Here is a 25027-nt window from a genome sequence, read left to right as displayed (position 1 = left end):
CCCCTGGGGGCCCGGGTTCCCGGCTCCGGGAACCCGGCCCCGGGCCAGGGTCAGGGCGCGGGCACCACGGACGCCGTCGCCATGCCGTTCTCCGCCAGTGCCTGCGGATCCAGCTCGACACTGCGCACCAGGACACCCGGGAACTCCTCGAAGAAGGAGAGAGCTTCCGCGATGGCACCCGTCAGGGTCTCAGCCTTGAAAGAACAAATGAACCGGGAGTAGCCGGGCGCTTCAGCCAGGCAGATGCGTCCGTCGTTGAAGCGGTCGAGCCCAGCCAGTGTGTCGGACTGCTCCAAAGTGAGCGCGTCCTGCAAGCACAGATTGAAGTACCACTCACGCACAGCCGCGGTGCTTGTTGATGAAGCCATTGATCTTCTTCGCCTCGTTTCCTGCGCTCTGAGGGGTGCAGTGCACCGTGAACTTGTCGCTGCACGGGCAGCAGATGACATAGCCCCATGTATGCCGGCTCTTGTCGTGGGTCACCTTAAGACCGCACGCCTCCGCCCTCCGGAGCGCCGCCTCGATGTCCTTCTTCTGATGTCGGTCGCCGATTCCCATGGCCATACGACTACTCCCGCCGCCCGGCGAGCGGGGGCGTTCCGGGGCCAGGTCATCCGATCAAGCGACAAGCAGGCCGCGCCTACAGCTCGACGGGCAGCTCGCGCACCCCTCGGATCACATAGCCCGGCTTCCACTCCGGCTCCCCCGCCAGCCGCATCGTCGGGGCCTCCCGCAGCAGCTCCCCGAAGGAGGCCGCCAGTTCGAGCCGGGCCAGCGGAGCGCCCAGGCAGAAGTGGATTCCCGCGCCGAAGGTGATGTGCGGGTTCTCCGCGCGGGAGAGGTCGAGGGTGTCCGGGCGGTCGAAGCGAGCCGGGTCGCGGTTGGCCGAGCCGAAGAGGAGGGCCAGCTCGGAGCCGCGCGGGATGACCGTGCCACCGATCTCGATGTCGTCCAGCACCCAGCGCTCGAACATCTGGAGCGGGGTGTCGTAGCGCATCAGCTCCTCCACCGCCGTGGGCAGCAGGGAGTGGTCCGCGCGCAGGGCCGCCAGCTGATCGGGGTGGCGGAAGAGGGTCCACCAGCCGTTCGCGGTGGTGTTGACGGTCGCCTCGTGGCCCGCGTTCAGCAGCAGCACACAGGTCGAGATCATCTCCTGCTCGCTCAGCCTGCCAGCCCCTCTCCCGCCACCACCCTTCTGACGAGACCCTCCGGGCCCCACCTCTTCGTTGTCTTCGTGCGCCGCGATCAGGGCCGAGATCAGATCCTCGCCGGGCTTCGCGCGCCGCTCGGCGATCAGCCCGCGCAGATACGCGGAGAACTCCTGCGACGCCGTGACCGCCCGGCGGGCGGTCTCGTCGGACGGGTTCAGCTCGAACATCCCGCAGATATCCGCCGACCAGGGCCGCAGCAGCCCCCGGTCCTGGTGCGGGATGCCCAGCATCTCCGCGATCACCGCCACCGGCAGCGGCTCGGCGACGTCGGCGAGCAGATCGCCGCCGCCCGCCCGCTTCACCTTCGCCACCAGCTCGGCGGCCAGCCGCCGCACCGTCGGCTCCAGCGCCGCCACCGTACGCGGGGTGAACGCCTTGGTCACCAGCCGCCGGATGCGGGGGTGGTCCGGGGCCTCCAGATCGAGGATCCCGTTGTCGTTGAGCGTGTGGAACGGCTCGTGCTCCGGCGGCGGGGGCGTCCGGCCGAACTCCTCGTGGGTGAACCGGTGCAGATACGTGCGCCCCAGCCGCCGGTCCCGCAGCAGCGCCGACACATCCGCGTAGTGCGGGACGAGCCACTGCCCGGTGGGCTCGAACCAGTGCACCCGGCCGCCCGCCCGCAGCCGCTCGTACGCGGGGTACGGATCGGCGGTGAACACGGGCGACCACGGCTCGAAAAGTGCGTTCATATCCGGACGCTAACCCCGTCCCACAGCCGGAGACCAGTGCTGTGGATAAAGCTCAACCCGCTTGTGACCAGCGAGTACGCCCGCCCCGTACGCCCCGGGGCGACCACCCGGCCCCGTACTACCCGGGGGTGACCAGTCTCGCCTCGTACGCGAACACCGCCGCCTGGGTGCGGTCCCGCAGCCCCAGCTTCACCAGGACCCGGCTCACATGGGTCTTGATGGTGGACTCGGCGACCACCAGATGCGCGGCGATCTCCGCGTTGGACAGGCCCTGGGCGATCAGCACCAGCACCTCGGTCTCCCGCTCGGTGAGCTCCCCGATCTGGGAGACGGCGCCCGCCCTCGGGGTCTGGGCGAGCTTGGAGAACTCGGTGATCAGCCGCCGGGTCACGGTCGGCGCGAGCAGCGCCTCGCCCGACGCGACCACCCGTACCCCTTCCGCGAGCTGTCGCGCCGACGCGTCCTTGAGCAGAAAGCCCGACGCCCCCGCGCGCAGCGCCTGGTAGACGTACTCGTCGAGATCGAAGGTGGTCAGCACCAGCACCCTGGCGTCCGAGCTCCCCGCGACGATCTCACGGGTGGCCTCGATGCCGTTGAGCTCCGGCATCCGGATGTCCATCAGCACCACGTCCGGGGCGAGCTCCGCCACCCGGGCCACGGCCTCGCGGCCGTTGACGGCCTCGCCGACGACCTCGATGTCCGGCATCGCGTTCAGCAGCACGGAGAAGCCCTCGCGGACCATCATCTGGTCGTCCACGATCAGTACGCGAATGGTCATGCCGGCTCCTCGGCCGTCATGGCGGCCGGGATGAACGCGGTCACCTCGTAGCCGCCGTCCTCGGTGGGCTCATTGGTGAGCTCGCCGCCCAGCATCGACACCCGCTCCTTCATTCCGGTGATCCCATGGCCCGCCCCCGGCGACGGCTTGACCAGTCCCCGGGGCGCGGTGTTCACGACCCGCAGCCCGAACCCGCCGAGAACATAGCTGATCTCGACCTTCGCGGACGAGCCCGGGGCATGGCGCAGCGCGTTGCTCAGCGCCTCCTGAATGATCCGGTACGCCGACAGCTCCACCCCCTGCGGCAGCGGGCGCACCGCCCCGGTGACGGACTTCTCCGCCTCCAGGCCCGCCTCGCGCACATTGGCGAGCAGCCGGTCGAGGTCGGCGAGGACGGGCTGCGGCGCGTCCGGGGCCTCGTAGTCCTCCGCGCGGACGACGCCGAGGATGCGGCGCAGCTCGGTGAGGGCGGCGACGGCGTTCTCCCGGATCGTGGCGAATGCCTTCTCCAGCTCGGGCGGCGGGTTCTCCACCCGGTAGGGCGCGGCCTCGGCCTGGATGGCGACGACGGACATGTGGTGGGCGACCACGTCGTGCAGCTCGCGGGCGATGGTGGTGCGCTCCTCCAGCAGGGTGCGGCGGTCGCGTTCGACGGCGGTGACGGACTGCTGGGCGGCGACCTCCTGCTTGGCCTCCCGGCGTACGTGCACCAGGGTCGTCACCAGCAGCACCAGGGCCGCGAGGACGAGCATGAAGTGGGAGTTGGTGCTCGACCCGCCGGAGAGGAAGCCCTCGATGATCAGGGAGTAGCACGCGGTCAGCACCCACATCCAGCCCGCGGTGCGCGGGCGGGTGCGCAGGGCCACCACCCCCATCACCACCAGATGGGAGAAGAGGCCGGCCGCCGCCCAGGGCCAGATGTCCCAGTACGGACTGGCGGCGGCGACCACGGGGGCGGAGAGCAGCGAGATCCAGAACGCGCCGACCGGCCGGATCAGCGTCATCAGCACCGCCACGGCGGGCACCATGCTGAGCAGAGCGAAAACCGAGCTCGCCGAGTAGGAGGAGGTGGAGATGCCGACGGACACCGTGATCAGCGCGCCGAACCCGACCAGGGCGTGCCGTGTCCAGGCCGCGTACGGACGTATCCCCTCCGGGAGGCGGCGGGTCAGGGGCCCGTCGGTGGGCGTCGGGGGCAGCGGGCGGTAGGCGAAGGCGTGGTGGAAGAGGTCCTGGCGGAGACCGGCCAGGGAATCTGCCGTCAGGCGGTATTCGGGACTGCGGGTCTTCTCGGTCACCTAGAGAACGGTATGCGGGCGGGCGGACGCGGTCGTCCGCATCGCTGCGGATTCCGCCGCGTCCGTCCTGAGGACTACGTGTCCGTCACACGTACGCGTACGTGTGACGGACACAGGCGTACGCGTGCCTCACCCGGCGGCGGCCCGGAAGGCGTCGGCGTGCTCCCGCGCCCACTGGGCGAAGGTGCGCGCCGGGCGGCCGGTGACCTTCTGGACGGTGTCGGCGACGGTGCGGCCGATGAGCGGGGTGTTCCCGTAGGCCATCAGCAGAAACTCGATGATCTCGGCGGGGTGCCCGGCCTCCCGCCACCGGGCGACGGCCTCTTCCTCGGTCAGCTCCACCAGCCGGATGTCCCGGCCGCGCGCCTCGGCCAGGGCGCGGGTCTTGTCGTGGAGGGTGAGCGCCTCGGGGCCGGTGACCACGTACTCCTGTCCGGCGTGGCCGTCCTCGGTGAGGGCGACGGCCGCGACGGCCGCGATGTCGCGCTCGTGGACCATGGCGCTGACCCGGTCCGCGAAGGGCTCGCGCACCTCGTCCCCGGTCCGGACGGCCTCGGCCCACTCCAGGGCGTTGGCCATGAACTCCACCGGCACGATCACGGTCCAGTCCAGGCCGCCCGCCCGCACCGCGTCCTCCAGGGGGCTCGGCCCGCCGCCGTTGAGGACGGTGACCCGGCGCACCCCGGCTTCCCGCGCCAGCTCCATCAGCCGGGGGCCGGTCTCCAGCGGGGTGTACTCGGGGCCCGAGAAGGTGATCAGATGCAGCCCGTCGACGCCGTCCAGGGCCGCGGTCAGCGAGTCGGGGTCGGTGAGGTCGCCCCGTACCGCCTCGGCTCCCCGGGGGAGGTCCGCGACTGCCGGATTCCTGGTGAGGGCGCGTACGGAGTGGCCGCGGCTGAGCAGCTCGCGGACGATTCCGCCGCCGACGGTTCCGGTCGCTCCCGCCACCAGGACAGGCTGGTTCGTGTTCGTCATGGGAACACCGTAGAAAGCGTTGCGGTCAGCTTCTGTCCTCAAACAGGCGGTGCGCCCCGGGGATCACCAGGCCGGCTGAGGCCGGGCGATCTCCTCGGCGACGGGGTCACCAGGCCAGCCGGGCGATCTCCTCGGCGACGGGGTCACCAGGCCAGCTGGGCGATCTCCTCGGCGACCACCGCGCAGGCGTCCGCGGCCGGGTCGATCAGCGGGAAGTGTCCGGCGTCCTCCAGGAGGGTGAGCCCGACCGTCTCCCCCGCTCGCGCCGCCGCCGCCACGAACGACTCGGCGACGGTGTGCGGTACGACGATGTCCTCCCGGCCCTGCACCACCGCGGTGGCGATCCCGGTGGGGAGCAGGGCCGCCGGGTCGGTGTGCGCGTACCGCTCCTTGAAGTCCTCGCCCAGCAGCTGATGGACCGCGCCGCCGCACACCGCCAGCTCGGCCGCGCGGGCGAAGTCGGCGATCGGCGCGAGGGCGACCACCCCGCGCAGCGGGGGCGGCGAGGGCAGCCGCCACGGCGACCCCGGGGGGAGCACATGCCGGGCGGCGGCCCACAGCGCCAGCTGCCCGCCCGCGGAGTGCCCGGTGAGCACCGTGCGCCGGACATCGGCCCGGGGCAGCGCATCGGCGGCCAGCGCGGGCAGCGCGTCCAGCGCGGCGGCCACATCGTCGAAGGTCTCCGGCCAGCGACCGGCGACCGGGCCGGCGCCGCCCTGCTGCGGCAGGGCGCGGCCACGGCGGTACTCGACATTGGCGACCGCGAGTCCGCGCCGGGCGAGGAAGTCGGCGAACGGGGTCACATGGCGGCGGTCGTAGGGCGCCCGCCAGGCCCCGCCGTGCAGCACGACGACGAGCGGAGCGCTCTCCCGGCCGTCGCGCGGGGCGTAGAAGTCGACGACCTGATCGGGGTGGTCGCCGTAAGCGCGCGACGCGTCCGGAGCCACGGCCGGATGCGAGAATGCCGATTCCATCTCGGCGGTATCACGGGCGACAGGGTCCGGCATGCTGTTCCAACCTTCCCAGGACGTCGCGGAATTGGCCGCGGACCGGAGAGGACGACCGCGGAATTACCTGACCAGCGGGGACGGTATCAGTACCCCCGCCGGTCAGGTGAAGCGTCGCCTCAAGCCGCAGGCAGCCGCGCGAGCACGTCGGCGAGGACCGCCGCCGCGCGCTCGGCGTCCGCGAATCCCGTGTACAGCGGGGTGAATCCGAAACGGAGCACATCGGGCCTGCGCAGATCGCCCACCACACCGCGCGCGATGAGCTCCGCCATCACGGCGGGGGCCTCGGCGCACCGCAGCGCGATCTGACTGCCCCGGGAGCGGTGATCGGCCGGGGTCAGCGAACGGACCCGGGAGTCAGGGCCGCCCAGCCCGCCTTCCACATAGGCGTCGGCGCACTCCAGGAAGAAGTCGGTGAGCGCCAGGCTCTTCGCCCGTACGGAATCGACGCTGACGCCGTCCCAGACGTCGAGCGCGGCCTCCAGCGCCAGCGTCGAGAGAATGTCCGGCGTCCCCACCCGGCCCCGTACCGCGCCCTCGGCCGCCGTATAGCGCGGGTCCATGGCGAAGGGGTCCGTATGCGAATTCCAGCCCGGCAGCGGGGAGTCGAAGGCCCGCTGATGGCGGTTCGCGACATAGAGGAAGGCGGGGGCGCCGGGCCCGCCGTTGAGATATTTGTAGGTGCAGCCGACCGCGAGATCGACGCCGTGCTCGTCCAGGCCGACGGGGAGGGCTCCCGCGCTGTGGCAGAGGTCCCAGACCGCGATCGCCCCGGCGGCGTGGGCCGCCGCGGTGAGCGCGGGCAGATCGTGCAGCCGGCCGGTGCGGAAGTCGACGTGGTTGAGCAGGACCGCGGCGGTGGCGGGGCCGAGCACGGAGGGCGCGGCGGCCGGGTCGACGGGGATGATCCGCCGCCCCGTCAGCCGGGCGGCGGACTCGGCGATATAGCCGTCCGTGGGGAAGGTCGTCGCGTCCACGACGATGTCGGTACGGTCCGGGCCCGCCAGCCGGACCGCGGCGACCACCGCCTTGAACACATTGACGCTGGTCGAGTCGGAGACGACGAGCTGCCCCGGACCGGCCCCGACCAGGGGGGCGATCCGGTCGCCGATCCGCTCGGGCGCGCTCCACCAGCCGCTCTCGTCCCAGGAGCGGATCCGCAGCTCGCCCCACTGCCGGGAGACGACGTCGGCGATCCGGCCGGGGACATGGGCGGGCAGCGCGCCGAGCGAGTTGCCGTCGAGATAGACGCCCTCGCCGAGGACGAACAGCTTCCGCAGCGGGGCGAGTTCATCGGCGGCGTCGAGGGCTGCCGCCTGGGCGCGAAGTCCGGAGGCCGCCGTCACGGCCAGGTGCTCAGACATGGCTGCGGGCCGTCCACAGCTCGGGGAAGACGTTCTTACGGGCCCGCTTCTCCAGCCAGGTCACCCCGGCCGAACCGCCGGTGCCCGCCTTCGCGCCCATCGCCCGCCGGGTCGCCACCAGATGGTCGTTGCGCCAGCGCCACACCAGCTCGCCGACATCGGTCAGCGCCTCACCCAGTCTGACCAGCTCGGAGCTCTGGTCCGCGGACCGGTAGACCCCGGCCCACACCGCCTCGACGGCCTCGCTGGGCTCGTACTTCAGCGACAGATCCCGTACGAGCACCTCCTCGGGCACCGGCAGCCCGCGCCGGGCCAGCAGCCGCAGCACCTCGTCGTAGAGGCTCGGCTCCTGGAGCGCCTTCTCCAGCTCGGCGTGGACCCGGGGGGCGCCCCGGTGCGGCACCAGCATGGACGCGGACTTCTCGCCGAGCAGGAACTCCATCCGCCGGTACATCGCGGACTGGAAGCCGGAGCCCTCGCCGAGGGCGCCGCGGTACGCGTTGAACTGCGCGGGCGTCAGCTGGCCGAGCGGCTTCCAGGAGGCGTTGAGCGCCTCCAGCTCGCGCGCCGAGCGGGCCAGCGCGTCCAGTGCGACGGGCACCCGGTCCTCGCGCAGGGCGCGGGACGCGGTCTCCCACTCATGGACGAGCACGGTGAACCAGAGTTCCATCACCTGGGTGGTGACCAGGAAGACCATCTCGCCCGGGTCCTCGGAGAGCGGGTGCTGGAGATGGGTCAGGACATCCGCCTGGACGTAGTCCTCGTACGGAGTGGTGCCCGCGAAATCCAGATTCGGGGCCGCGTCATGTGACATCGCTGTCTCCTCGACGTGTCCGGGTAGCGGTCCGCCCCTTCCTTTGTAGGTGTGGGAGCCCCGGTCCCCACCCGCATCATAGGCCGCGGGCCCGCGGCCCCTCCATGGCTGTGGGCCAGGAGAGTCGCGGGCCGTTTCAGCGTCCCGGCTCAGCGTCCCGGCTCAGCCCAGGGTGTCGGCGGCCGTCTCGGAGGAGTCGCGCAGGAACGTGGCGCAGCGCTCGTACTCCGCCTGCTCCCCGATGCTCTGCGCGGCGCGGGCGAGCGCGTGCAGCGCGCGGAGGAAGCCGCGGTTGGGCTCGTGCTCCCAGGGCACGGGCCCATGGCCCTTCCAGCCGCTGCGGCGCAGCGCGTCGAGCCCGCGGTGGTAGCCGGTGCGGGCGTAGGCGTACGACTCGACGACGCTGCCGCGCTCGAAGGCGTCGTCGGCCAGCCGCGCCCAGGCGAGGGAGGAGGTGGGGTATTTGGCGGCGACGTCGGCGGGGGGCTCGCCTGCGGCGAGGAGCTCGCGGGGCTCGGGGTCGTCGGGGAGATGAGTGGGGGGCGGCCCCCCGAGAAGATTTTCATGGATACCCATGCGTCCAGTCTCCCAGCTCCGGCCGGGGAGCCGGGGCGGGTCCCGGGGAGCCGGGGCGGGGCCTACCGGGGCCGGGGCCGGGCGGGGGCGGGCGGCTCTGGAGTTCCCGGGCCCGGTGGGTGCGGGTTTCAGCGGGTGCGGACCTCAGCGAGTACGGCTTCAGCGGGAGCGGACCTCAGCAGGTACAGACCTCAGCGGGAGCGGACCTCAGCGAGTACAGACCTCAGCAGGTACGGGCCCGAGGCCCTAGACCTCGCCCGTCTCCAGCGGCGGCGCCCCCACCCCGCAGTTCATCCGGCACTCCGGCTTCACCTCGTCCCGCGCCGGCCTCCGCACCCAGAGCGCCGCCACCGCCGCGCCCACCACCAGCACCCCCGCGCACATCGGCATCGCCCGCTTGAACGTCGCCCCGAACTCCGCCGCCGACCGGTACGCCTCCGGCCCCATCCCCGCCAGCAGCGGCAGCGCCGCCACCGCCAGCAGTCCGGCCGCCCGCGCCGCCGCGTTGTTGACCCCGCTCGCGATCCCCGCCCGCCCGGTCTCCACCGACCCCAGCACCGTCGCCGTCAGCGGGGCCACCAGCGTCACCATCCCCGCCCCCATCACCAGCAGCGCGGGCAGCACATCCGTCACGTACGACGCGTTCTCCCCCACCCGCAGCATCAGCAGCATCCCGGCCGCGCACAGCAGCGGCCCGACCGTCAGCGGAATCCTCGGCCCGATGCGCTCCGCCAGCGCCCCCGAGCGCGCCGAGAAGAGCAGCATCAGCAGCGTCGTCGGCAGCAGCGCGACCCCCGCCTGGAGCGCCGAGTACCCGACCACCACCTGCAACTGGAGCGCCACCAGGAAGAAGAACCCGCCGAACCCCGCGTACACACAGAACGTCACCACGTTCACCACGGTGAACAGCCGCGACTTGAAGATCGACAGCGGCAGCATCGGATCGGGCCGCCGCCGCTCCACCACGATGAACAGCGCCCCCACCACCACTCCGGCGGCCCCCGCCCACCACGCGGGGGCGATGAGCGCGTAGGTCACCAGCGTGAGCGCCGCCGCGCCGAGGACCGCGCCGAGGATGTCGAACCGGCCGTGCGCGTCAGGATCGCGCGACTCGGGCACATGGCGCAGCGCGACGGGCACACAGAGCACCGCCAGCGGGACATTGATCAGAAAGACCCAGCGCCAGCCCGGCCCGTCCACCAGCCAGCCCCCGACGAACGGCCCGATCGCCGCGCCGACCCCGCCGAGCCCGGACCACAGCCCCACCGCCCGCCCCCGGTCGTCGGGGTGGAAGCTCGCCTGGATGATCGCCAGGGACCCCGGGGTGAGCAGCGCGCCCCCGATCCCCTGGAAGGCCCGCGCCAGCACCAGCGTCTCCCCGCTGGGCGCGATCCCGCACAGCAGCGACCCGACGGCGAACCAGACGACGCCGACGACGAAGACCTTCCGCCGCCCATAGCGGTCCCCGAGCGACCCGCCCAGCAGGATCAGCCCGGCCAGCGAGAGCATGTACGCGTTGACGGTCCACTGGAGGACCGCCAGATCCGCGTTGAGATCCTTGCCGATCCTCGGCAGCGCGACATTGACGACGGTCGAGTCCAGCATGGCCATCCCGGAACCCAGGACGGTGGTGAAGACCACCCAGCGGCCGGTGGTCGTGGACAGCCTGATGTCTCCCGGACGGTCATCCATACCGGGATCATCGCAGCGCGGGCCGGTGACGACTACCGGGCCGGACCGCTCAGACCTTCAGCAGCTCCGACACGTCGAGAGTGATCGACGGCGTGCCCTCGGCCCCGACGGAGGCGGGGAGGACGACCCGCTGGCCGGGGGCGAAGACCTGGTGCTTCTCGTAGACGGCGCCCTCGGGATCGGTCAGCACATGGACCCGGCCGTGCTTGCGGTTGACGATCAGATAGACCGGGACCTGGGCTTCGGCGTAGGCGTTGACCTTGACGCGCAGATCGTTGTTGTAGTTGCTCGACGTCACTTCCACGACCAGGCGGAAGATCGCCGGGTCGGCACAGTTGTTCTCGGCCATGTGCTCGTCATAGTCGGCGTCCACCACAGCGAGATCGGGGATGGCGTAGTCGGACGGGCCGCTCGGCAGCCAGATGCCGACCGCCTGGACAACCATGGTCTCTTTGCCGTGCAGACCTGCGGTAATGAAGGGAACCATGAGATCCGTCAGAACATGGGCGTGACGGAAATCCGGGGGCGGGGTCACGGTGAGAATGCCTCCGATGATCTCGACGCGGTGACCGGGGAGCTGCTCCATGAGGGCGTTCGCCTCGTCGAGCAGAGTCCTCGGATCGCTGTCACAGGGGCGCTCGACTGCTGCGGCAGACATATGAACCTCCTGATGGCTGATGTCGAGAGCATCATCGTAGAGCGGCGGCCCCCCACGTGTCCCGTAACCACTCGTCCACCCGTACGAGTGAGGCCCGGCGTCCGTCATGGACACCGGGCCTCATCAGGGGCGATCCGCTTACTTCAGCGTGGTGCCCGTGGAGCGCAGCGCGGCGCACGCCTCGGTGACGCGGGTCGCCATGCCGGCCTCGGCGAGCTTGCCCCAGGTGCGCGGGTCGTAGGTCTTCTTGTCGCCGACCTCGCCGTCGACCTTCAGCACACCGTCGTAGTTGGTGAACATGTGCGCGGCCACCGGACGCGTGAAGGCGTACTGGGTGTCCGTGTCCAGGTTCATCTTGACCACGCCGTTCTCCAGCGCGGTGGCGATCTCCTCGGCCGTGGAGCCCGAGCCGCCGTGGAAGACGAAGTCGAAGGGGGCGGCCTTGCCGTACTTCTCGCCCACGCCCTGCTGGAGGTCCTTCAGCAGCTCGGGACGGAGGACGACATTGCCCGGCTTGTAGACGCCGTGGACGTTGCCGAAGGACGCGGCCAGCAGATAGCGGCCCTTCTCGCCCAGGCCGAGGGCCTCGGCGGTGCGCAGGGCGTCGTCGACGGTGGTGTAGAGCTCGTCGTTGATCTCGTGGGTGACACCGTCCTCCTCGCCGCCGGTCGGGGTGATCTCGACCTCAAGAATGATCTTGGCGGCGGCGGCCTGGGCCAGCAGCTCCTGCCCGATGGAGAGGTTGTCGGCGAGGTTCTCGGCCGAGCCATCCCACATGTGGGACTGGAAGAGCGGGTTCTCGCCCCGGGCGACGCGCTCGGCGGAGACCGCGATCAGCGGACGGACATAGCTGTCCAGCTTGTCCTTGGGGCAGTGGTCGGTGTGCAGCGCGACGGTGACGTCGTACTTGGCGGCGACGATGTGCGCGAACTCGGCGAGCGCGACCGCGCCGGTGACCATGTCCTTGTTGTGCTGGCCGCCCAGGAACTCGGCGCCGCCGGTGGAGATCTGGATGATGCCGTCGCTCTCGGCCTCCGCGAACCCGCGCAGAGCGGCGTGGAGCGTCTGGGAGGAGGTCACATTGATGGCCGGGTAGGCGAACTTGCCTGCCTTCGCCCGGTCGAGCATCTGGTTGTAGACCTCGGGGGTTGCGATGGGCATGTGTCCGCTCCTTGTGATGTGCGGGTTTGCGTTATGAGCTGGCCCTGACCTTGGGGCGACGTCATCGTCGTGCCCTATCTTTCCAGACGCGTGCCGGGGCTCCACGACGCCCGGCGCCCACCCGCGGGAGAAGGCCCGCCCAGCCCCCACGACGAGACCCGCCCGCCCCGGCCGCACGACCCCCGGGGAGGTGCGGCCCGGAGCGGGAGCGCGGTCAGCCCAGGCCCAGCTCGTCCAGGGCGTACGCGTACAGATACGGCACCCCGGCCGTCCCGATGATCTTCTCTCCCGCGCCGGTCGCCCGGTCCACGATCGTCGCCACCGCGACGACCTCGCCGCCGGCCTCGCGTACGGCCTCGACGGCGGTCAGCGGGGAGCCGCCGGTGGTGGAGGTGTCCTCGACCACCAGACAGCGGCGGCCCTTGATGTCCGGGCCCTCGACCCTGCGCTGCATGCCGTGCGCCTTGGCGGCCTTCCGTACGACGAAGGCGTCCACCCGCCGGCCGCGCGCGGCCGAGGCGTGCAGGATCGCGGTCGCCACCGGGTCGGCGCCCAGGGTGAGCCCGCCGACGCAGTCGAAGTCGAGCTCCGCGGTCAGCTCGGACATGACCTGCCCGACCAGCGGCGCCGCCGTGCCGTCGAGCGTGATCCGGCGAAGGTCCACGTAGTAGTCGGCCTCAAGACCCGAGGAGAGGGTCACCTTGCCGTGCACCACGGCCTTGTCCTTGATCTGCTGGAGCAGCTCAGCACGTACATCAGTCATGCGTACGAGCTTAGGCGCTGCCTCCACGGCTCAGAGCCGCCGCCAGCTCCAGGTGGTCGCGATCTCCAGCGGGTCGATCGGGGTGACCAGACGGGGGTGGGTGTTGAGCCCGTTCGGCGGACCGGACTGGGGCTCCACACAGACCGCCTCGCGCTGCTCGTCGTAGATCACCGCCCACTCGGCGCGGCTGGCCACCGTCAGCTCCAGCTGTCCCGGCCAGGTGAGCGCGACCGAGACCCCGTCCGGCATCCCGAAGCAGTCGTCCCAGGGGCCGGGCAGCGGATCGATCCGGCGGCCGGTCGGGAGATGGTTCTCGCCGCGCTCCTCCTGCCAGGCGGGCGAGAAGTCGATCCGTACGTCCTCGCCGCCGAGGTCGCGCGCGAACCAGGGGTGCCAGCCCGCCTGAGCCGGGAAGGACTCGTCGTACGCCTCGACGCACAGGGTGAGCGTGAGCGAGTCCGCCGTCAGTTCGGCCATCTGCGTGACGCGTCCGGTGTACGGCCAGGGGTCGCCGAGCTCGCAGGTGAAGACCGCCCCGGCGCTCTCCTTGCGGGCAGTGCGCCACGGGAGGTCGCGGACGGTGCCGTGGATCGCGTGCGGAGGGGCGTTGAGCGGCAGCTGACGCGTGACAGCGCCGTCGTGGAACATCCCGTTCTCGACCCGGCCGCACCAGGGGACCATCGGGAAACAGCCGTACCGCGGGCCCTGGCGCAGCAGTTCGGCGCCGCCGACGATCAGGCTCTCGATACGGCAGCCGTTGCGCGGGCTGATGGTCAACTCGACGTCTCCGGCTGCCAGCCGGACATTCTCTTCGCTGCTGCTCACGTCACGACAGTACTGGCAATGGGCGTCAGCGGCGGCGGCGCAGCGCGCGGCCTGCGACGACGGCGGAGGCGATGGCGAGGGCGGCGGCGGGCGCGATCCAGCGCAGGGGCAGGCCCCGGCCGCCGTCGTCGGGCGCGGGCACGGGGGCGTAACGGCCGCGCGGCGGGGCGTGGTCGACCTCCTCGGCGCTGCGCCCGATCATGGTGCGCCGGGCGTGGGCGGCCTCGGCGGGCGGGGTGTCGGGGAGATCCTCCAGGGCGTCGAGGTGCTCCAGGTCGTCGAGGTGGTCGAGGCTGTCGCCGGGGGCCTCGGCACCGTCCAGGTCGTCTTCGAGGCCGTCGCCGGGGGCGTCGGCGGCGGGCTCGTCGTCCGCCCCGGCGTCGGGGGCCGGCGGCGGCACGGGCGCGTCGAACGCGGTCCCGGCCCCGGTCCCGGTCCCGGTCCCGGAGACGGTCTCCGCCTCGTCCGGTGCCTCCGGTGCCTCCGGTGCCTCGTGTTCCGCGATCCCGATCCGCTCCGCGTCCCGGCGGCTCACCGGCCCCGGGCCCTCGGACCCCGGCCCGGCGTCCGCGCCCTCCCCGGCCGCCAGCTCCGCGAGCCGCTCCCCGAACCGGTCCAGCAGCCGGTGGGCGGCCTGCTCACGGGCGTCGTCCGTCAGTTCGGCGAGCCGGCCGTCCGCCTGGGCCGTGCCCGTGACGCTCAGGGTCGTACCGCCGTCGGTCTCCGTCAGCCGGACCGTCAGCGCCACCCGCACGGAGCCGGCGCCGCGCGCCTCGGCGCCCTCGCCCTCGACGGCGAAGTCGCCGCCCCGCTCCACGACGCGCAGCGCGCCCCGGTAGGTGATCGTGTGGCTGCCGGCCCGGACCTTGAGCCGCCCGGCGAGCGGGCCCTTGCCGTCGTCGGCGTCCTGCTGGAGTCCCCGGACGCAGCGGGCGACCCGCGCGGGGTCTCTGAGCACCTCTCGGACGGCCTCGGCCGGTACCGGAACGAACACCTGGTGGTCCATGGGAATCGAGCGTACCCAGCGGGCCTCCGCTCGTCTGCCTTTCGGTCCGTGGATGTCCCGCCGGTCGCGGCGGACGCGGCGGGCCGGCGGCCACCCGGGCGGGGGCGCGGCCCCGTCCTCGTACCGGCGCGGCTCAGTCCTGGTACCGGGGGTGGCTCAGCGTCGACGGCGGCAGCCCCGGCACCCTGGTGCGCTCCGCGCCCCAGGCGTCCGCCGCCAGCACCGCCCGGGTCAGCCGGCGCAGCGGCGGCGCGTCCGGATCGAGCCCGAGCCGGGGGGCCGGTCCCCGGGCAGCCAGCAGAAAGCCCCAGCCGGGCACCCCGGAACCGGACCCGGCGGCGGTGCGGTCCGGGCCTGCCGCGACCCCCGAGACCCGTCCGGTGGCGCGGTAGGGGCCGGCGGTGAACCCGGCGGCGCGCAGTGTCGCCTCGACCGTCCAGTACGTATGCGGGCGGGTGTCGGGCGGTCCGGCGTGCACCGCCAGCCGGCCGCCGTCGGCGAGGACGGCCGCGACCAGCCCGTAGAACTCCTGCGAGTAGAACTTGGCGCTCCCGGTGATCCCGGGGTCGGGCAGATCCACGATCACCACGTCCCAGCTGCCGCGCGGGACGCGCAGCCAGCTGAACGGGTCCTGGGCGACCACGCGTATCCGGTGGTCGCGGTAGGCGTGCTGGTTGAGCCTGGTGAGCGCCGGATCGGTGCGGGCCAGCCGCACCACCCCCGGGTCCGGCTCCACGACGGTCACCGAGCGGGTGTCGCGGTAGCGCAGCACCTCGCGGGCGGCGAGCCCGTCGCCCCCGCCGAGGATCAGCACCCGGGAGTGCGGGCCGCGCATCGCGGGGTGCACCAGGGCCTCGTGATAGACGTACTCGTCGCGTTCGCTCGTCCACAGCCGCCCGTCGAGAAAGAGGTCGAGCGGGCCCAGGGGGCCGCCGGTGAGCACCACCTCCTGCAACCCGGTCTGCACGGCGACCCGTACGTCGTCGCCGTAGACCGCCCGGCGCGCGGCCCGTTCGAAGTCGTCGACCAGGACGGTGGCGGTGCCCAGCACGGCGAGGACGGAGGCGTTGGCGACCAGCAGCCAGGCGCGGGAGCGCGGGGTGAGATCGCGGCGGAAGAGCCAGAGCACCAGCAGCCCGCCCACCACCGCGTTGACCGCGCCGGTGAGCAGCCCGCTGGTGAGCTGCCCCAGCCAGGGCAGCAGCAGAAACGGGAAGGCGAGCCCGCCGACGAGCGCGCCCACGTAGTCGGCGGCGAAGAGATCGGCGACGGTGCCCTCGGCGTCCCGCCGGGAGATCCGCTGGATCAGCGACATCAGCAGCGGAAGCTCCGCGCCGATCAGTACGCCGATGGTGAGCGCGAACCCGACCAGCACCACCCGGGATTCGCCGGTCCAGGCGAAGGAGGCGTACAGCGCCATCGCCGAGCAGCCGCCGACCAGGGCCAGCGACAGCTCCAGCAGGCCGAAGCCGACGGCGGCCCGGCAGCGCAGCCGCTTGGCCAGCAGGGAGCCTACGCCCATGGCGAAGACCATCACCGACAGGACCACGGACGCCTGGGTGACCGAGTCGCCGATGAGATAGGAGGCGAGCGCGACCAGTTCCAGTTCGTACACCAGTCCGCAGGCGGCGCAGACGAAGACGACCAGCAGGACGAGATGTCTGCCGGCCGCCGGACGCACCGGCAGTCGCACCGCTTGCGGGGGCGGTGACAGCTGCTGCGGCTGGTCGATCATGCAGTAACGCTACGTCACGAGATGAAGGCGGCCTGTCACCCACACGTGTGCAACTGCGGTACGGCGTACGAGCCGGAGGCGGGGCCGTCCGGTACGGGACCGGGCCGCACCCGACCCGGACCGGACGGGACCGAAGACGACCGTTCCCCGACCGTTCCCCGACCGGTCCGGGAACGGTCCAGGCGGAGAGCTCAGATCCCGACCGGTCCGGACGGGGAGCTCAGATCCCGACCGGCTCCAGCCGGCGTTCGGCCCGCTGTCTGCGGGAGACCGCGCCGACCCGGGTGCGGGTGACGACGAGCCGGCCTTCCTGGGGGTAGGCGTGCCAGGTGCGCCAGCGCACCTGGCCCGCCTCCCGCTGCGCCATCATCGCCGTGAAGGCGTGCGGGGAGCCGGGGAAGGTCCCGGCGAGCGAGTTGGGGTGGTCGGCGACCAGCGCGAGGAGTTCCTGCGCCCGCCCGGCGAACGAGCCCTCGGAGAGCGTCTCGACGCGGGCGGCGAATTCGTACTCCCAGTCGCCGACGCGCTTGGCGACGCCCAGCGGCAGCGGTGTGCTGCTGCCGGGCATGCAGGCGACGGTCTCGGAGCAGCTGCCCTGCTCCTCCTCCAGAAGCACCTGATGTGAGGCGCCGAGCAGTCTGAGCTGGAGCTTGGCTCCGGAGAGCTCCAGATCGAGAACGGCCAGGGCGGGAAGCGGCTCCCGTCCGAGTGCCCAGGCGAGATCGTCGGCACGGGTGTCGGTGTAGGCGGTACTGAGGGTCGTGAGCATGGGTCGGCTCCGCAAACACGCTTCGGCGGTGGACACGTGGACCTGAGGCGCCCCTGAGACGGGAGTTCATAAAGGTGGGGGGACCGCCTGCTCGGGGCCGGAAAGCCGGCCCGAGGGCTGGATGGTTGCGACAGGTTCCGTCAGCGACTGAATCATGAAGTACGCGACCCTCGCAGTGTTTTTACCCAACTTGAAGGGGTTTCCATCCGCTAGGGGGCCTTACGGTTCAACTGTTCAACAGAACGAACCTTGAAAACCTGTGAAATCAGGGTTTGAATCCCCCGTCACCACGAAAGCGGACATCGCCGAGGCAGGCGTAAGGAAAAGGACATCAAGGAAAAGGGGCATCCAGCGGAAGATTCCCGCCGGATGCCCCTCCCCCCCCCTGACGACGGCCGGTCGACGGCTGACCGACGGCCTGACGACGGCCTGACGACGGCCGGTAGTGGACCGGCCGCGGACCGACGGTGATCAGCTGCCCCGTGTCAGCTGCCGCCACCGCCGCATCCGCCGCCGCCACCGCCACCGCAGGACGACCCCCCGGAGGAGCCGCCGCAGGACGATCCTCCGTCCCCGCCGCCCGCCCATCCGCTGCTGGAACCGCCGCCTCCGGACCCATAGCCGCGCCCGCGGCCCCGGCTCCGGTGCGGACGGCGCGCAATCGCCAGCGAGCCGACCACCAGAATGACCATCAGCGCAACAGCGAAGTAACCCAACATGGTCACCATCACCTCTCACTCCCCCGAAGCAAGCCCCCCGCGCCCTTGCGTGACCGCTTCTCCGTCCGATCGCTATTCATGCGTTACCGCGTCCTGCGTAGAACCACGGATCGCTTCCGGCAGCCGCGTGAACCGTCCATGCGTAGACGTTCCACCCCATGGGCGCGCGGCGCCGGTATCCGCGTGAGAGGGGGATGCCCCCGGCGTCCCCGGGTCAAAGCAGACTTGAGGAACTCCAGAGCTTCCACCCAGGATGGCGCCATGGCGACCATGGATGCACCCGCGCCCGGCCCGCTGCCGCGCGCCCGTAACCGACCGCTGCTCAACCGGCGGCTCGCGGAGTTCGGCACCACGATCTTCGCGGAGATGTCGGCGCTGGCGACGGCGACCGGATCGATCAACCTGGGGCAGGGCTTCCCCGACACCGACGGCCCCGAGGAGATCAGGGAGGCGGCGGTACGGGCGCTGCGCGACGGCCGGGGCAATCAGTACCCGCCCGGCCCCGGCGTCCCCGAGCTGCGCACCGCCGTCGCCGGACACCAGTCCCGCTTCCACGGACTGACCGTCGACCCCGACACCGAGGTACTCATCACCGCCGGTGCCACCGAGGCCATCGCGGCGGCGCTGCTCGCGCTCGTCGAACCCGGCGACGAGGTGATCGCGCTGGAGCCGTACTACGACTCCTACGCCGCCTGTATCGCGATGGCGGGCGGACGGCGAGTGCCGGTGACCCTGCACCCCCGGGACGGTGCGTACCACCTCGACCTCGACGAGCTGCGGGACGCGGTCACCGACCGCACCCGGCTGATCCTGCTGAACACCCCGCACAATCCGACCGGCACCGTGCTGACCCGGCAGGAGCTGGCGGCCGTCGCCGAACTGGCCGTCGAGCGGGATCTGCTGGTGGTCACGGACGAGGTGTACGAGCATCTGGTCTTCGAGGGCGAGCATCTGCCGATCGCGGGCTTCCCGGGGATGCGGGAGCGGACGCTGACCATCGGGAGCGCCGGCAAGACCTTCGCGTTCACCGGCTGGAAGGTCGGCTGGGCGACCGGGACGCCGGAGCTGGTGGCGGCGGTCCGGTCGGCCAAGCAGTTTCTGACCTATGTCTCGGCGGGCCCCTTCCAGTACGCCGTGGCCGAGGCGCTGCGGCTGCCCACGGAGTACTTCGACGAACTCCGGGACGAACTGCGGGCCAAGCGCGATCTGCTGAGCGCGGGCCTCGCGGACGCCGGGTTCACGGTCTACCGCCCCGCCGGGACGTACTTCGTCACCACCGACATCCGGCCGCTGGGCGAGAGCGACGGATTCGCCTTCTGCCGGGCACTGCCCGAACGGTGCGGAGTGGTGGCGATCCCCAACGCGGTCTTCTACGACCACCGCGAACAGGGCACGCCCTTCGTCCGGTTCGCGTTCTCGAAGCGGAAGGCTGTGTTGGATGAGGCAGTAACCCGCCTCAAGCGGTTGACGCTCTGACGGGCGCAAGCAATACGTACTGTCGGGTGACAGGGCTTGGGCGGCCTACTCGTAGGCCCAAGCCCTGGATCGACCCGCAGTTCACTCGGTTTCGAGGGGACGCAGCGATTCCCTGAGCTGCTCGGGGTCGGCGTTGATACGAGCGGTGGCACGCCAGGAGATGATCGCGCGGTGCACGGATTCCCCCGCACCCAGCTCGGCGGCGTCGGACAGCGCCTCAAGAAGCTCGACGGTGAAGGCTCGAACCTCTTCGGCGTCCAAGTGCCGCACCCAGGGGAATACCTCGGGCAGCGCGAGCAGAAGTGCCTTGGCGCCGTCATCCTGCTTCATCAGCGCGAGGAAGAGCCGGGAAGCGGTGGTCAGGTTCTCCTCGTCATGCTCCGCCCGCGCGGCCGTCGTCAGGACCATGTCGGGCGCGTCCCGATGGGTGACACGAAGGCGCCCCAGGGCAGCGGCCCTGGCCGCGACGCCCTTCGGGTTGCGGGAAAGATCGGTGAAAGAGACGGACTCCGACTCTGCTTCGAGGTGTGCGATGGCCATGCCCCGAGTCTACTCAGATCACGATCTGATTTCCATGCCGAAGCGTGACCCGCCGGACCGCCCGCCCAGCGTTCGCGGTGCGCACCTTCACTTTCTGCAAGCGCGAGGAGACGCTGCGCGAGGCGGTCGCCCGGCTGCACACCCTCTCCCCTGCGGCGGGCTGACGGTACGGGCCCCGGGCGTCCCCGGGCGCGGGGGGGGCGCGCGGGCAGGGGCCGCGCGCCTCTCTTCAGCCGACCGGGTGGGAACGGAGGCGAAACCGGCCCTGTCGGCAGCTCAGCGCTCGCGCGAGCCGCCCCGGCCGCTCATGGTCGGGTTGACCGACCTTGCGCGCTCCCGGAGGTGCTCCCTGTCCGCCGAGACTTGTCAGGAAACAGCGGACGGCTCGGCGCAGGCGGACGTCCGGCCCCTGCCCCGACTGCACTCCGCGCTCCGGCGGGCGGCCCCCGCGCTCGGGCTGTTCGCCGCGGCACGGCTGACCGGGCTGCTGGTGATGGCCGGCTGGGCCTGGCGCATCGACCGCCCGCCCCGCCGTACCCTCGCCAGATCCTGGGACTCCGACTGGTACATGCTGATCGCCGAGCACGGCTACGGCCGGACCCTGACCTGGCCGGACGGCGCGGTGCAGAGCGATCTCGCCTTCTTCCCGCTCTACCCGGGGCTGATCCGCGCGGTGACCGCCGTCCTCCCGGTGACCAGCGGAAGCGCCGGTCTGCTGATCTCCTGGGCCGGGGCGGCCACGGCGGCCCTCGGCATCTACGCGATCGGCGAACTGCTGTACGGGCGGCGGGCGGCGACGGCGCTGGTGCTGCTGTGGGGGCTGCTGCCGCACTCGATCGTGCTCTCCATGGCCTATACGGAGCCGGTGCTGACCGCGTTCGCCGCCTGGTCGCTGTACGCGGTGCTCACCGGGCGCTGGCTCTGGGCGGGCGCGCTCTCGGCGCTCGCGGGGCTCGCCCGGCCCAATGGGATCGCCGTCGCGGCGGCGGTGCTGGCGGCGGCCGGGTACAGCGCGCTCAAGGCCCGCGGAGACGCTCGCGGCGAAGCCCGGGAGAGGGACCGGGGAAAGGCCCGGGAGAGAGGCCGGGAACGGCGCCAGGAAAAGACCTGGGGAAAGCACCGGCGGCTCTGGGCCGGGGCCGTGCTCGCACCCGCCGGCTGGTGCGCCTATGTGCTGTACGTGGGGTTCCGCACCGGCGACCCCCTCGGCGGCTACTTCGCCGTACAGCGCGGCTGGACCTCGAAGTTCGACTTCGGCGTGGGGGCGCTGCGGGTGGTGCGGGACATCGTGCTGCGCCCCGCGCTGCTGCCGATGGTGCTGGCGATGCTGATCGTGGCGGCGTCGGTGGTGCTGTTCGCCCTGCTGGTGCTGGCGCGGCCCCCGGTGGCGCTGCTGGTCTACACGGGCGTCCTGGTGCTGATCACCGTGGGCGGCTCGGGCTTCTTCGAGTCCAAACCGCGTTTTCTGCTGCCCGCCTTCCCGCTGCTGCTGCCGCTGGCACGGGCGATGACGAAAGCCCGGCCGGGGGCGGCGGCACTGGTGACCGTCGCCCTGGCCGGGCTCTCATTCGCCTATGGGACATATCTGCTGATGCTGTCCCCTATCGCGCTCTGACGCGCTGAGCCAGGGCTCAGATCTCGTCGTCGTCGGAGGGCTTCTCGTCCTCCGGGGCCTTGAGGCCGAGCTGCTCGATGAGCCACTTGTCGAACTCGATCGCGGCCCGCACCCAGCTGACGGTGGAGGACACGAAGTGCTCCACGCTCACGCCGGTGCCGATGAGCATCTGCGCCTCACCGATGAGACGGATGGTGGCGCCGCCCTCCTCGTCCTCGTGGAGGTGGGTGTAGACCTTGGGCCACAGGGTGCGGCGGTTCCAGTCGTCGATCACGTCGAGGATCTTGGAACGCTCGTCGACCGGCAGCGGCCGGTCGTAGAAGGTCCGGACGGAGAAGACCTGCTGCTCGTCCTCGCCGCGGAACATGAAGTACGTGCGGAATTCCTCCCACGGGGCGGCGAGGTCTCCCTCGTCGTCAATGACGTACTTCAGCTCCATCTGGTCGAGGAGCTGCTTGACCAGGTCCTGGTCGGGAACGACGGGGCCCGCCGGTCCTGCGGCCTGAGGCTGGGGCTGGCCCCCGAAATTCGGAATCGAGGACGGATCGATGGTCACCGTGGATTTCCCTTCGTACGGATGCGGCCATCCTCCCCCATGGCGGGGCCCCGGTGACAACCCCCTGCCTCCGGCCGCGGGGGCTACAGCGTCTTCCCGGAGCCGGGCCCCACGATCAGAGCGTCCCCGGCGCGGTCCACCCGTACGGTGTCGCCGTCCGTGATCTCACCGGCCAGGATCTCCCTGGCCAGCTGGTCGCCGATCGCCGTCTGCACCAGCCGTCGCAGCGGCCGTGCCCCGTACGCAGGGTCATTGCCCTCGTCCGCGAGCCAGGCGAGCGCGGCGGGCGTGACCTCCAGGGTGAGCCGGCGCTCCGCCAGCCGCTTGGCCAGCCGGTCGGTCTGGAGCTTCGCGATCAGCTCCAGCTCGTCCCTGGTGAGCGCGGAGAACACCACCAGATCGTCGAGCCGGTTGAGGAACTCCGGCTTGAAGGAGGCCCGCACCACCTCCAGGACCTGCTGTTTCTTCTCCTCCTCGCCGGTCAGCGGCGCCACCAGGAACTGACTGCCGAGGTTGGAGGTGAGGATCAGGATGGTGTTGCGGAAGTCGACCGTGCGGCCCTGTCCGTCGGTGAGCCGGCCGTCGTCGAGCACCTGGAGCAGGATGTCGAAGACCTCCGGGTGCGCCTTCTCCACCTCGTCCAGCAGCACCACGCTGTACGGACGCCTGCGCACCGCCTCGGTGAGCTGGCCGCCCTCCTCGTAGCCGACATAGCCGGGAGGCGCTCCGACGAGCCGGGCGACGGTGTGCTTCTCGCCGTACTCGGACATGTCGATGCGGACCATCGCCCGCTCATCGTCGAACAGGAAATCGGCGAGGGCTTTCGCCAGCTCCGTCTTGCCGACCCCGGTGGGACCGAGGAAGAGAAACGATCCGGTGGGCCGGTCCGGGTCGGCGATGCCCGCGCGGGTCCTGCGCACCGCGTCCGACACCGCCCGTACGGCCTCGGACTGGCCGATCAGCCGACGGCCGAGCTCGGACTCCATCCGCAGCAGCTTCTGGGTCTCGCCCTCCAGCAGCCGCCCGGCCGGGATACCGGTCCAGGAGCCGACCACATCCGCGATGTCGTCGGGGCCGACCTCCTCCTTGACCATGGTGGCCCGGGTGTCGGAGCGCGCCTCCTCCTCGGCCTCGGTCGCCTCGGCCAGCTCCCGCTCCAGCTCCGGGATCTCCCCGTACAGCAGCTTGGACGCGGAGTCGAAGTCGCCGTCGCGCTGGGCGCGCTCGGCCTGGCCGCGCAGCTCGTCGAGCCGCTCCTTCAGCTCGCCGACGCGGTTGAGGCCCTCCTTCTCCTTCTCCCAGCGGGCGGTCAGACCGCGCAGCTCCTCCTGCCGGTCGGCGAGGTCGCGGCGGAGCTTCTCCAGCCGCTGGCGGGAGGCCGGGTCGGACTCGTTGGTGAGCGCCATCTCCTCCATCAGCAGCCGGTCCACGGACCGCTGGAGCTCATCGATCTCGACCGGGGACGAGTCGATCTCCATCCGGAGCCGGGACGCGGCCTCGTCGACCAGGTCGATGGCCTTGTCCGGGAGGAAGCGGGAGGTGATGTACCGGTCGGAGAGCGCAGCTGCGGCCACCAGGGCCGAGTCGGCGATCTGGACCTTGTGGTGGGCCTCGTAACGGCCCTTGAGCCCGCGCAGGATGGCGATGGTGTCCTCGACGGTCGGCTCGGCGACCAGGACCTGCTGGAAGCGGCGTTCCAGCGCCGGGTCCTTCTCGACCCGCTCGCGGTACTCGTCCAGGGTGGTCGCGCCGACCATGCGCAGCTCACCGCGGGCGAGCATCGGCTTGAGCATGTTGCCCGCGTCCATCGCGGAGTCGCCGCCCGCGCCCGCGCCGACGACGGTGTGCAGCTCGTCGATGAAGGTGATGATCCGGCCGTCGCTCTCCTTGATCTCGGAGAGCACGGTCTTGAGCCGTTCCTCGAACTCGCCGCGGTACTTCGCGCCCGCCAGCATCGCGCCGAGGTCGAGCGAGACGAGACGCTTGTTCTTCAGCGACTCGGGGACGTCGCCCTTGACGATCCGCTGGGCCAGGCCCTCCACGACGGCGGTCTTGCCGACGCCGGGCTCGCCGATGAGGACGGGGTTGTTCTTGGTCCGCCGGGAGAGCACCTGGACGACCCGGCGGATCTCCTGGTCGCGGCCGATCACCGGGTCCAGCCGGCCCTCGCGGGCGGCGGCGGTGAAGTCGGTGCCGAACTTCTCCAGGGCCTTGTACTGGCCTTCGGGGTCGGGTGTGGTCACTCGCCTGCCTCCGCGTACGGTCTCGAACGCCTTCAGCAGCCGCTTGGCCGACGCGCCCTGTTCGGTGAGCAGCTCGCCCGCCGGTCCGCCCTTGGCGGCGAGACCGATCAGCAGATGCTCGGTGGAGAGATACTCGTCGCCCAGCTCCTTCGCGCGGGCGGCGGCGTCGGCGAAGACGGCGAGGAACGCGCGGTTGGGCTGGGGCGGCGCCACGGTCGATCCGGTGACGCTGGGCTCGGCGGCGAGCAGCCGCTCCGCCCCCGCCCGGATGACGGCCTGGTCGGCCTCGGCGGCGGCCAGCAGATCGACGATGTTCTCGTTCGCCTGATGTCCTTGACCCGCGAGCAGCGCGAGCAGCAGATGCGCGGGGGTCAGATCGGGGTGCCCCGCGGCCACCGCCCGTTCGGTGGCGGCGTTGATGGCGTCCCGGCTCCTGTTGGTCAGCTCGGCGTCCACGTGCGGTGTCTCCTCCTTGCGGGCGGGATCCGGCGGATCCTTGCGGGCGGGGTCTGGCGGGCAGGGGTGTGCACTCGGCGTACAGGCTCGGTGTTCCCCTT

23 protein-coding genes are annotated in these 25027 nt (G+C 71.6%); 2 read left to right on the top strand and 21 right to left on the bottom strand.

The features are described from left to right. Window positions 1–50: 50 nt before the first annotated feature. From FF041_RS25185 to FF041_RS25100, 18 genes are all read right to left on the bottom strand, one after another. On the bottom strand, window positions 51–368 hold the full coding sequence (locus FF041_RS25185; RefSeq protein ID WP_194292169.1) for a hypothetical protein: 318 nt from the start codon (window positions 366–368) through the stop codon (window positions 51–53). Beyond that, window positions 334–558: a hypothetical protein gene (locus tag FF041_RS25180; protein WP_153486613.1), complete on the bottom strand. Its 225-nt coding sequence runs from the start codon at window positions 556–558 to the stop codon at window positions 334–336. The genes FF041_RS25185 and FF041_RS25180 overlap by 35 nt, the downstream gene beginning before the upstream one ends. 82 nt (window positions 559–640) lie before the next feature. Then, a complete protein-coding gene (locus FF041_RS25175) occupies window positions 641–1900 on the bottom strand; it encodes a cytochrome P450 (RefSeq protein WP_153524923.1) in 1260 nt (419 codons plus the stop codon). Between the two features lie 118 nt (window positions 1901–2018). Continuing rightward, on the bottom strand, window positions 2019–2678 hold the full coding sequence (locus FF041_RS25170) for a response regulator (RefSeq protein ID WP_153486479.1): 660 nt from the start codon (window positions 2676–2678) through the stop codon (window positions 2019–2021). Beyond that, complete coding sequence (locus tag FF041_RS25165) at window positions 2675–3976, bottom strand: sensor histidine kinase (protein ID WP_323392665.1); 1302 nt, start codon at window positions 3974–3976, stop codon at window positions 2675–2677. Before FF041_RS25165 ends, FF041_RS25170 begins: the two co-directional genes overlap by 4 nt. A 129-nt stretch (window positions 3977–4105) precedes the next feature. Continuing rightward, entirely contained in the window at window positions 4106–4951 is an 846-nt protein-coding gene (locus tag FF041_RS25160) for an NAD(P)H-binding protein (RefSeq protein ID WP_153524922.1), read from the bottom strand. Window positions 4952–5094: 143 nt separating this feature from the next. After that, a complete protein-coding gene (locus FF041_RS25155; protein WP_153524921.1) occupies window positions 5095–5958 on the bottom strand; it encodes an alpha/beta hydrolase family protein in 864 nt (287 codons plus the stop codon). Window positions 5959–6077: 119 nt separating this feature from the next. Continuing rightward, window positions 6078–7322 (bottom strand): kynureninase, encoded by a 1245-nt coding sequence (gene kynU / locus FF041_RS25150; RefSeq protein WP_153524920.1) that lies wholly within the window; start codon window positions 7320–7322, stop codon window positions 6078–6080. After that, entirely contained in the window at window positions 7315–8136 is an 822-nt protein-coding gene (locus FF041_RS25145) for a tryptophan 2,3-dioxygenase family protein (RefSeq protein WP_153524919.1), read from the bottom strand. The genes kynU and FF041_RS25145 overlap by 8 nt, the downstream gene beginning before the upstream one ends. A gap of 162 nt (window positions 8137–8298) precedes the next feature. Beyond that, window positions 8299–8712, bottom strand: coding sequence for a DUF3151 domain-containing protein (locus tag FF041_RS25140; RefSeq protein WP_153524918.1), 414 nt, complete (start codon window positions 8710–8712; stop codon window positions 8299–8301). Window positions 8713–8958: 246 nt separating this feature from the next. Beyond that, window positions 8959–10404 (bottom strand): MFS transporter, encoded by a 1446-nt coding sequence (locus FF041_RS25135; protein WP_153524917.1) that lies wholly within the window; start codon window positions 10402–10404, stop codon window positions 8959–8961. A 49-nt stretch (window positions 10405–10453) separates the two neighbouring features. Next, window positions 10454–11062, bottom strand: coding sequence for a Uma2 family endonuclease (locus tag FF041_RS25130; RefSeq protein ID WP_153524916.1), 609 nt, complete (start codon window positions 11060–11062; stop codon window positions 10454–10456). A 138-nt stretch (window positions 11063–11200) separates the two neighbouring features. After that, window positions 11201–12223 (bottom strand): class II fructose-bisphosphate aldolase, encoded by a 1023-nt coding sequence (gene fbaA, locus FF041_RS25125; protein ID WP_153524915.1) that lies wholly within the window; start codon window positions 12221–12223, stop codon window positions 11201–11203. A 214-nt stretch (window positions 12224–12437) separates the two neighbouring features. Beyond that, window positions 12438–12986, bottom strand: coding sequence for an orotate phosphoribosyltransferase (gene pyrE / locus FF041_RS25120; protein WP_153524914.1), 549 nt, complete (start codon window positions 12984–12986; stop codon window positions 12438–12440). A gap of 30 nt (window positions 12987–13016) precedes the next feature. After that, complete coding sequence (locus tag FF041_RS25115) at window positions 13017–13811, bottom strand: aldose epimerase family protein (protein WP_323392662.1); 795 nt, start codon at window positions 13809–13811, stop codon at window positions 13017–13019. 25 nt (window positions 13812–13836) lie between these two features. Next, window positions 13837–14817: an SRPBCC domain-containing protein gene (locus FF041_RS25110; RefSeq protein WP_153524913.1), complete on the bottom strand. Its 981-nt coding sequence runs from the start codon at window positions 14815–14817 to the stop codon at window positions 13837–13839. Between the two features lie 133 nt (window positions 14818–14950). Beyond that, entirely contained in the window at window positions 14951–16552 is a 1602-nt protein-coding gene (locus FF041_RS25105; protein ID WP_153524912.1) for a polyamine aminopropyltransferase, read from the bottom strand. Between the two features lie 220 nt (window positions 16553–16772). After that, the gene (locus tag FF041_RS25100; protein WP_153486457.1) at window positions 16773–17321 is read right to left on the bottom strand and encodes a DUF2617 family protein; all 549 of its coding nucleotides are present in this window, start codon (window positions 17319–17321) and stop codon (window positions 16773–16775) included. A 980-nt stretch (window positions 17322–18301) separates the two neighbouring features. On the opposite strand from FF041_RS25100, the gene FF041_RS25090 reads away from it, so the two are divergent. Next, window positions 18302–19516 carry a pyridoxal phosphate-dependent aminotransferase gene (locus tag FF041_RS25090; protein WP_153524910.1) on the top strand — a complete coding sequence of 405 codons (1215 nt, stop codon included), beginning with the start codon at window positions 18302–18304 and terminating at the stop codon, window positions 19514–19516. A gap of 81 nt (window positions 19517–19597) precedes the next feature. On the opposite strand, the gene FF041_RS25085 is transcribed toward FF041_RS25090, so the two are convergent. After that, on the bottom strand, window positions 19598–20056 hold the full coding sequence (locus tag FF041_RS25085; protein ID WP_153524909.1) for a prevent-host-death family protein: 459 nt from the start codon (window positions 20054–20056) through the stop codon (window positions 19598–19600). 409 nt (window positions 20057–20465) lie between these two features. Between FF041_RS25085 and FF041_RS25080 the strand changes: the two genes are divergently transcribed. Further along, window positions 20466–21671, top strand: a complete 1206-nt coding sequence (locus FF041_RS25080; protein WP_153525049.1) for a hypothetical protein — start codon at window positions 20466–20468, stop codon at window positions 21669–21671. A gap of 16 nt (window positions 21672–21687) precedes the next feature. Here FF041_RS25080 and FF041_RS25075 read toward each other — a convergent pair whose 3' ends face one another. Then, window positions 21688–22227, bottom strand: a complete 540-nt coding sequence (locus tag FF041_RS25075; RefSeq protein ID WP_323392659.1) for a type III secretion system chaperone family protein — start codon at window positions 22225–22227, stop codon at window positions 21688–21690. 83 nt (window positions 22228–22310) lie between these two features. Next, window positions 22311–24926: an ATP-dependent chaperone ClpB gene (gene clpB / locus FF041_RS25070; protein ID WP_323392657.1), complete on the bottom strand. Its 2616-nt coding sequence runs from the start codon at window positions 24924–24926 to the stop codon at window positions 22311–22313. Window positions 24927–25027: the final 101 nt, after the last annotated feature.

The organism is Streptomyces jumonjinensis (assembly GCF_009600885.1).
Lineage (GTDB): Bacteria > Actinomycetota > Actinomycetes > Streptomycetales > Streptomycetaceae > Streptomyces > Streptomyces jumonjinensis.
Note: the sequence above shows the minus strand (reverse complement) of the source record. Positions and strands in the feature narration are given on the sequence as shown.

Excerpts from the sequence above, each read along its gene's own strand:
- FF041_RS25085 (WP_153524909.1), bottom strand. The coding sequence starts at position 20,056 with ATGGCCATCGCACACCTCGAAGCAGAGTCGGAGTCCGTCTCTTTCACC.
- FF041_RS25105 (WP_153524912.1), bottom strand. The coding sequence starts at position 16,552 with ATGATCGACCAGCCGCAGCAGCTGTCACCGCCCCCGCAAGCGGTGCGA.
- FF041_RS25145 (WP_153524919.1), bottom strand. The coding sequence starts at position 8,136 with ATGTCACATGACGCGGCCCCGAATCTGGATTTCGCGGGCACCACTCCG.
- FF041_RS25090 (WP_153524910.1), top strand. The coding sequence starts at position 18,302 with ATGGCGACCATGGATGCACCCGCGCCCGGCCCGCTGCCGCGCGCCCGT.
- FF041_RS25175 (WP_153524923.1), bottom strand. The coding sequence starts at position 1,900 with ATGAACGCACTTTTCGAGCCGTGGTCGCCCGTGTTCACCGCCGATCCG.
- FF041_RS25170 (WP_153486479.1), bottom strand. The coding sequence starts at position 2,678 with ATGACCATTCGCGTACTGATCGTGGACGACCAGATGATGGTCCGCGAG.
- kynU (WP_153524920.1), bottom strand. The coding sequence starts at position 7,322 with ATGTCTGAGCACCTGGCCGTGACGGCGGCCTCCGGACTTCGCGCCCAG.
- FF041_RS25100 (WP_153486457.1), bottom strand. The coding sequence starts at position 17,321 with ATGCTCACGACCCTCAGTACCGCCTACACCGACACCCGTGCCGACGAT.
- FF041_RS25110 (WP_153524913.1), bottom strand. The coding sequence starts at position 14,817 with ATGGACCACCAGGTGTTCGTTCCGGTACCGGCCGAGGCCGTCCGAGAG.
- FF041_RS25130 (WP_153524916.1), bottom strand. The coding sequence starts at position 11,062 with ATGTCTGCCGCAGCAGTCGAGCGCCCCTGTGACAGCGATCCGAGGACT.
- FF041_RS25160 (WP_153524922.1), bottom strand. The coding sequence starts at position 4,951 with ATGACGAACACGAACCAGCCTGTCCTGGTGGCGGGAGCGACCGGAACC.
- fbaA (WP_153524915.1), bottom strand. The coding sequence starts at position 12,223 with ATGCCCATCGCAACCCCCGAGGTCTACAACCAGATGCTCGACCGGGCG.
- FF041_RS25185 (WP_194292169.1), bottom strand. The coding sequence starts at position 368 with ATGGCTTCATCAACAAGCACCGCGGCTGTGCGTGAGTGGTACTTCAAT.
- FF041_RS25180 (WP_153486613.1), bottom strand. The coding sequence starts at position 558 with ATGGGAATCGGCGACCGACATCAGAAGAAGGACATCGAGGCGGCGCTC.
- FF041_RS25135 (WP_153524917.1), bottom strand. The coding sequence starts at position 10,404 with ATGGATGACCGTCCGGGAGACATCAGGCTGTCCACGACCACCGGCCGC.
- FF041_RS25155 (WP_153524921.1), bottom strand. The coding sequence starts at position 5,958 with ATGCCGGACCCTGTCGCCCGTGATACCGCCGAGATGGAATCGGCATTC.
- FF041_RS25140 (WP_153524918.1), bottom strand. The coding sequence starts at position 8,712 with ATGGGTATCCATGAAAATCTTCTCGGGGGGCCGCCCCCCACTCATCTC.
- pyrE (WP_153524914.1), bottom strand. The coding sequence starts at position 12,986 with ATGACTGATGTACGTGCTGAGCTGCTCCAGCAGATCAAGGACAAGGCC.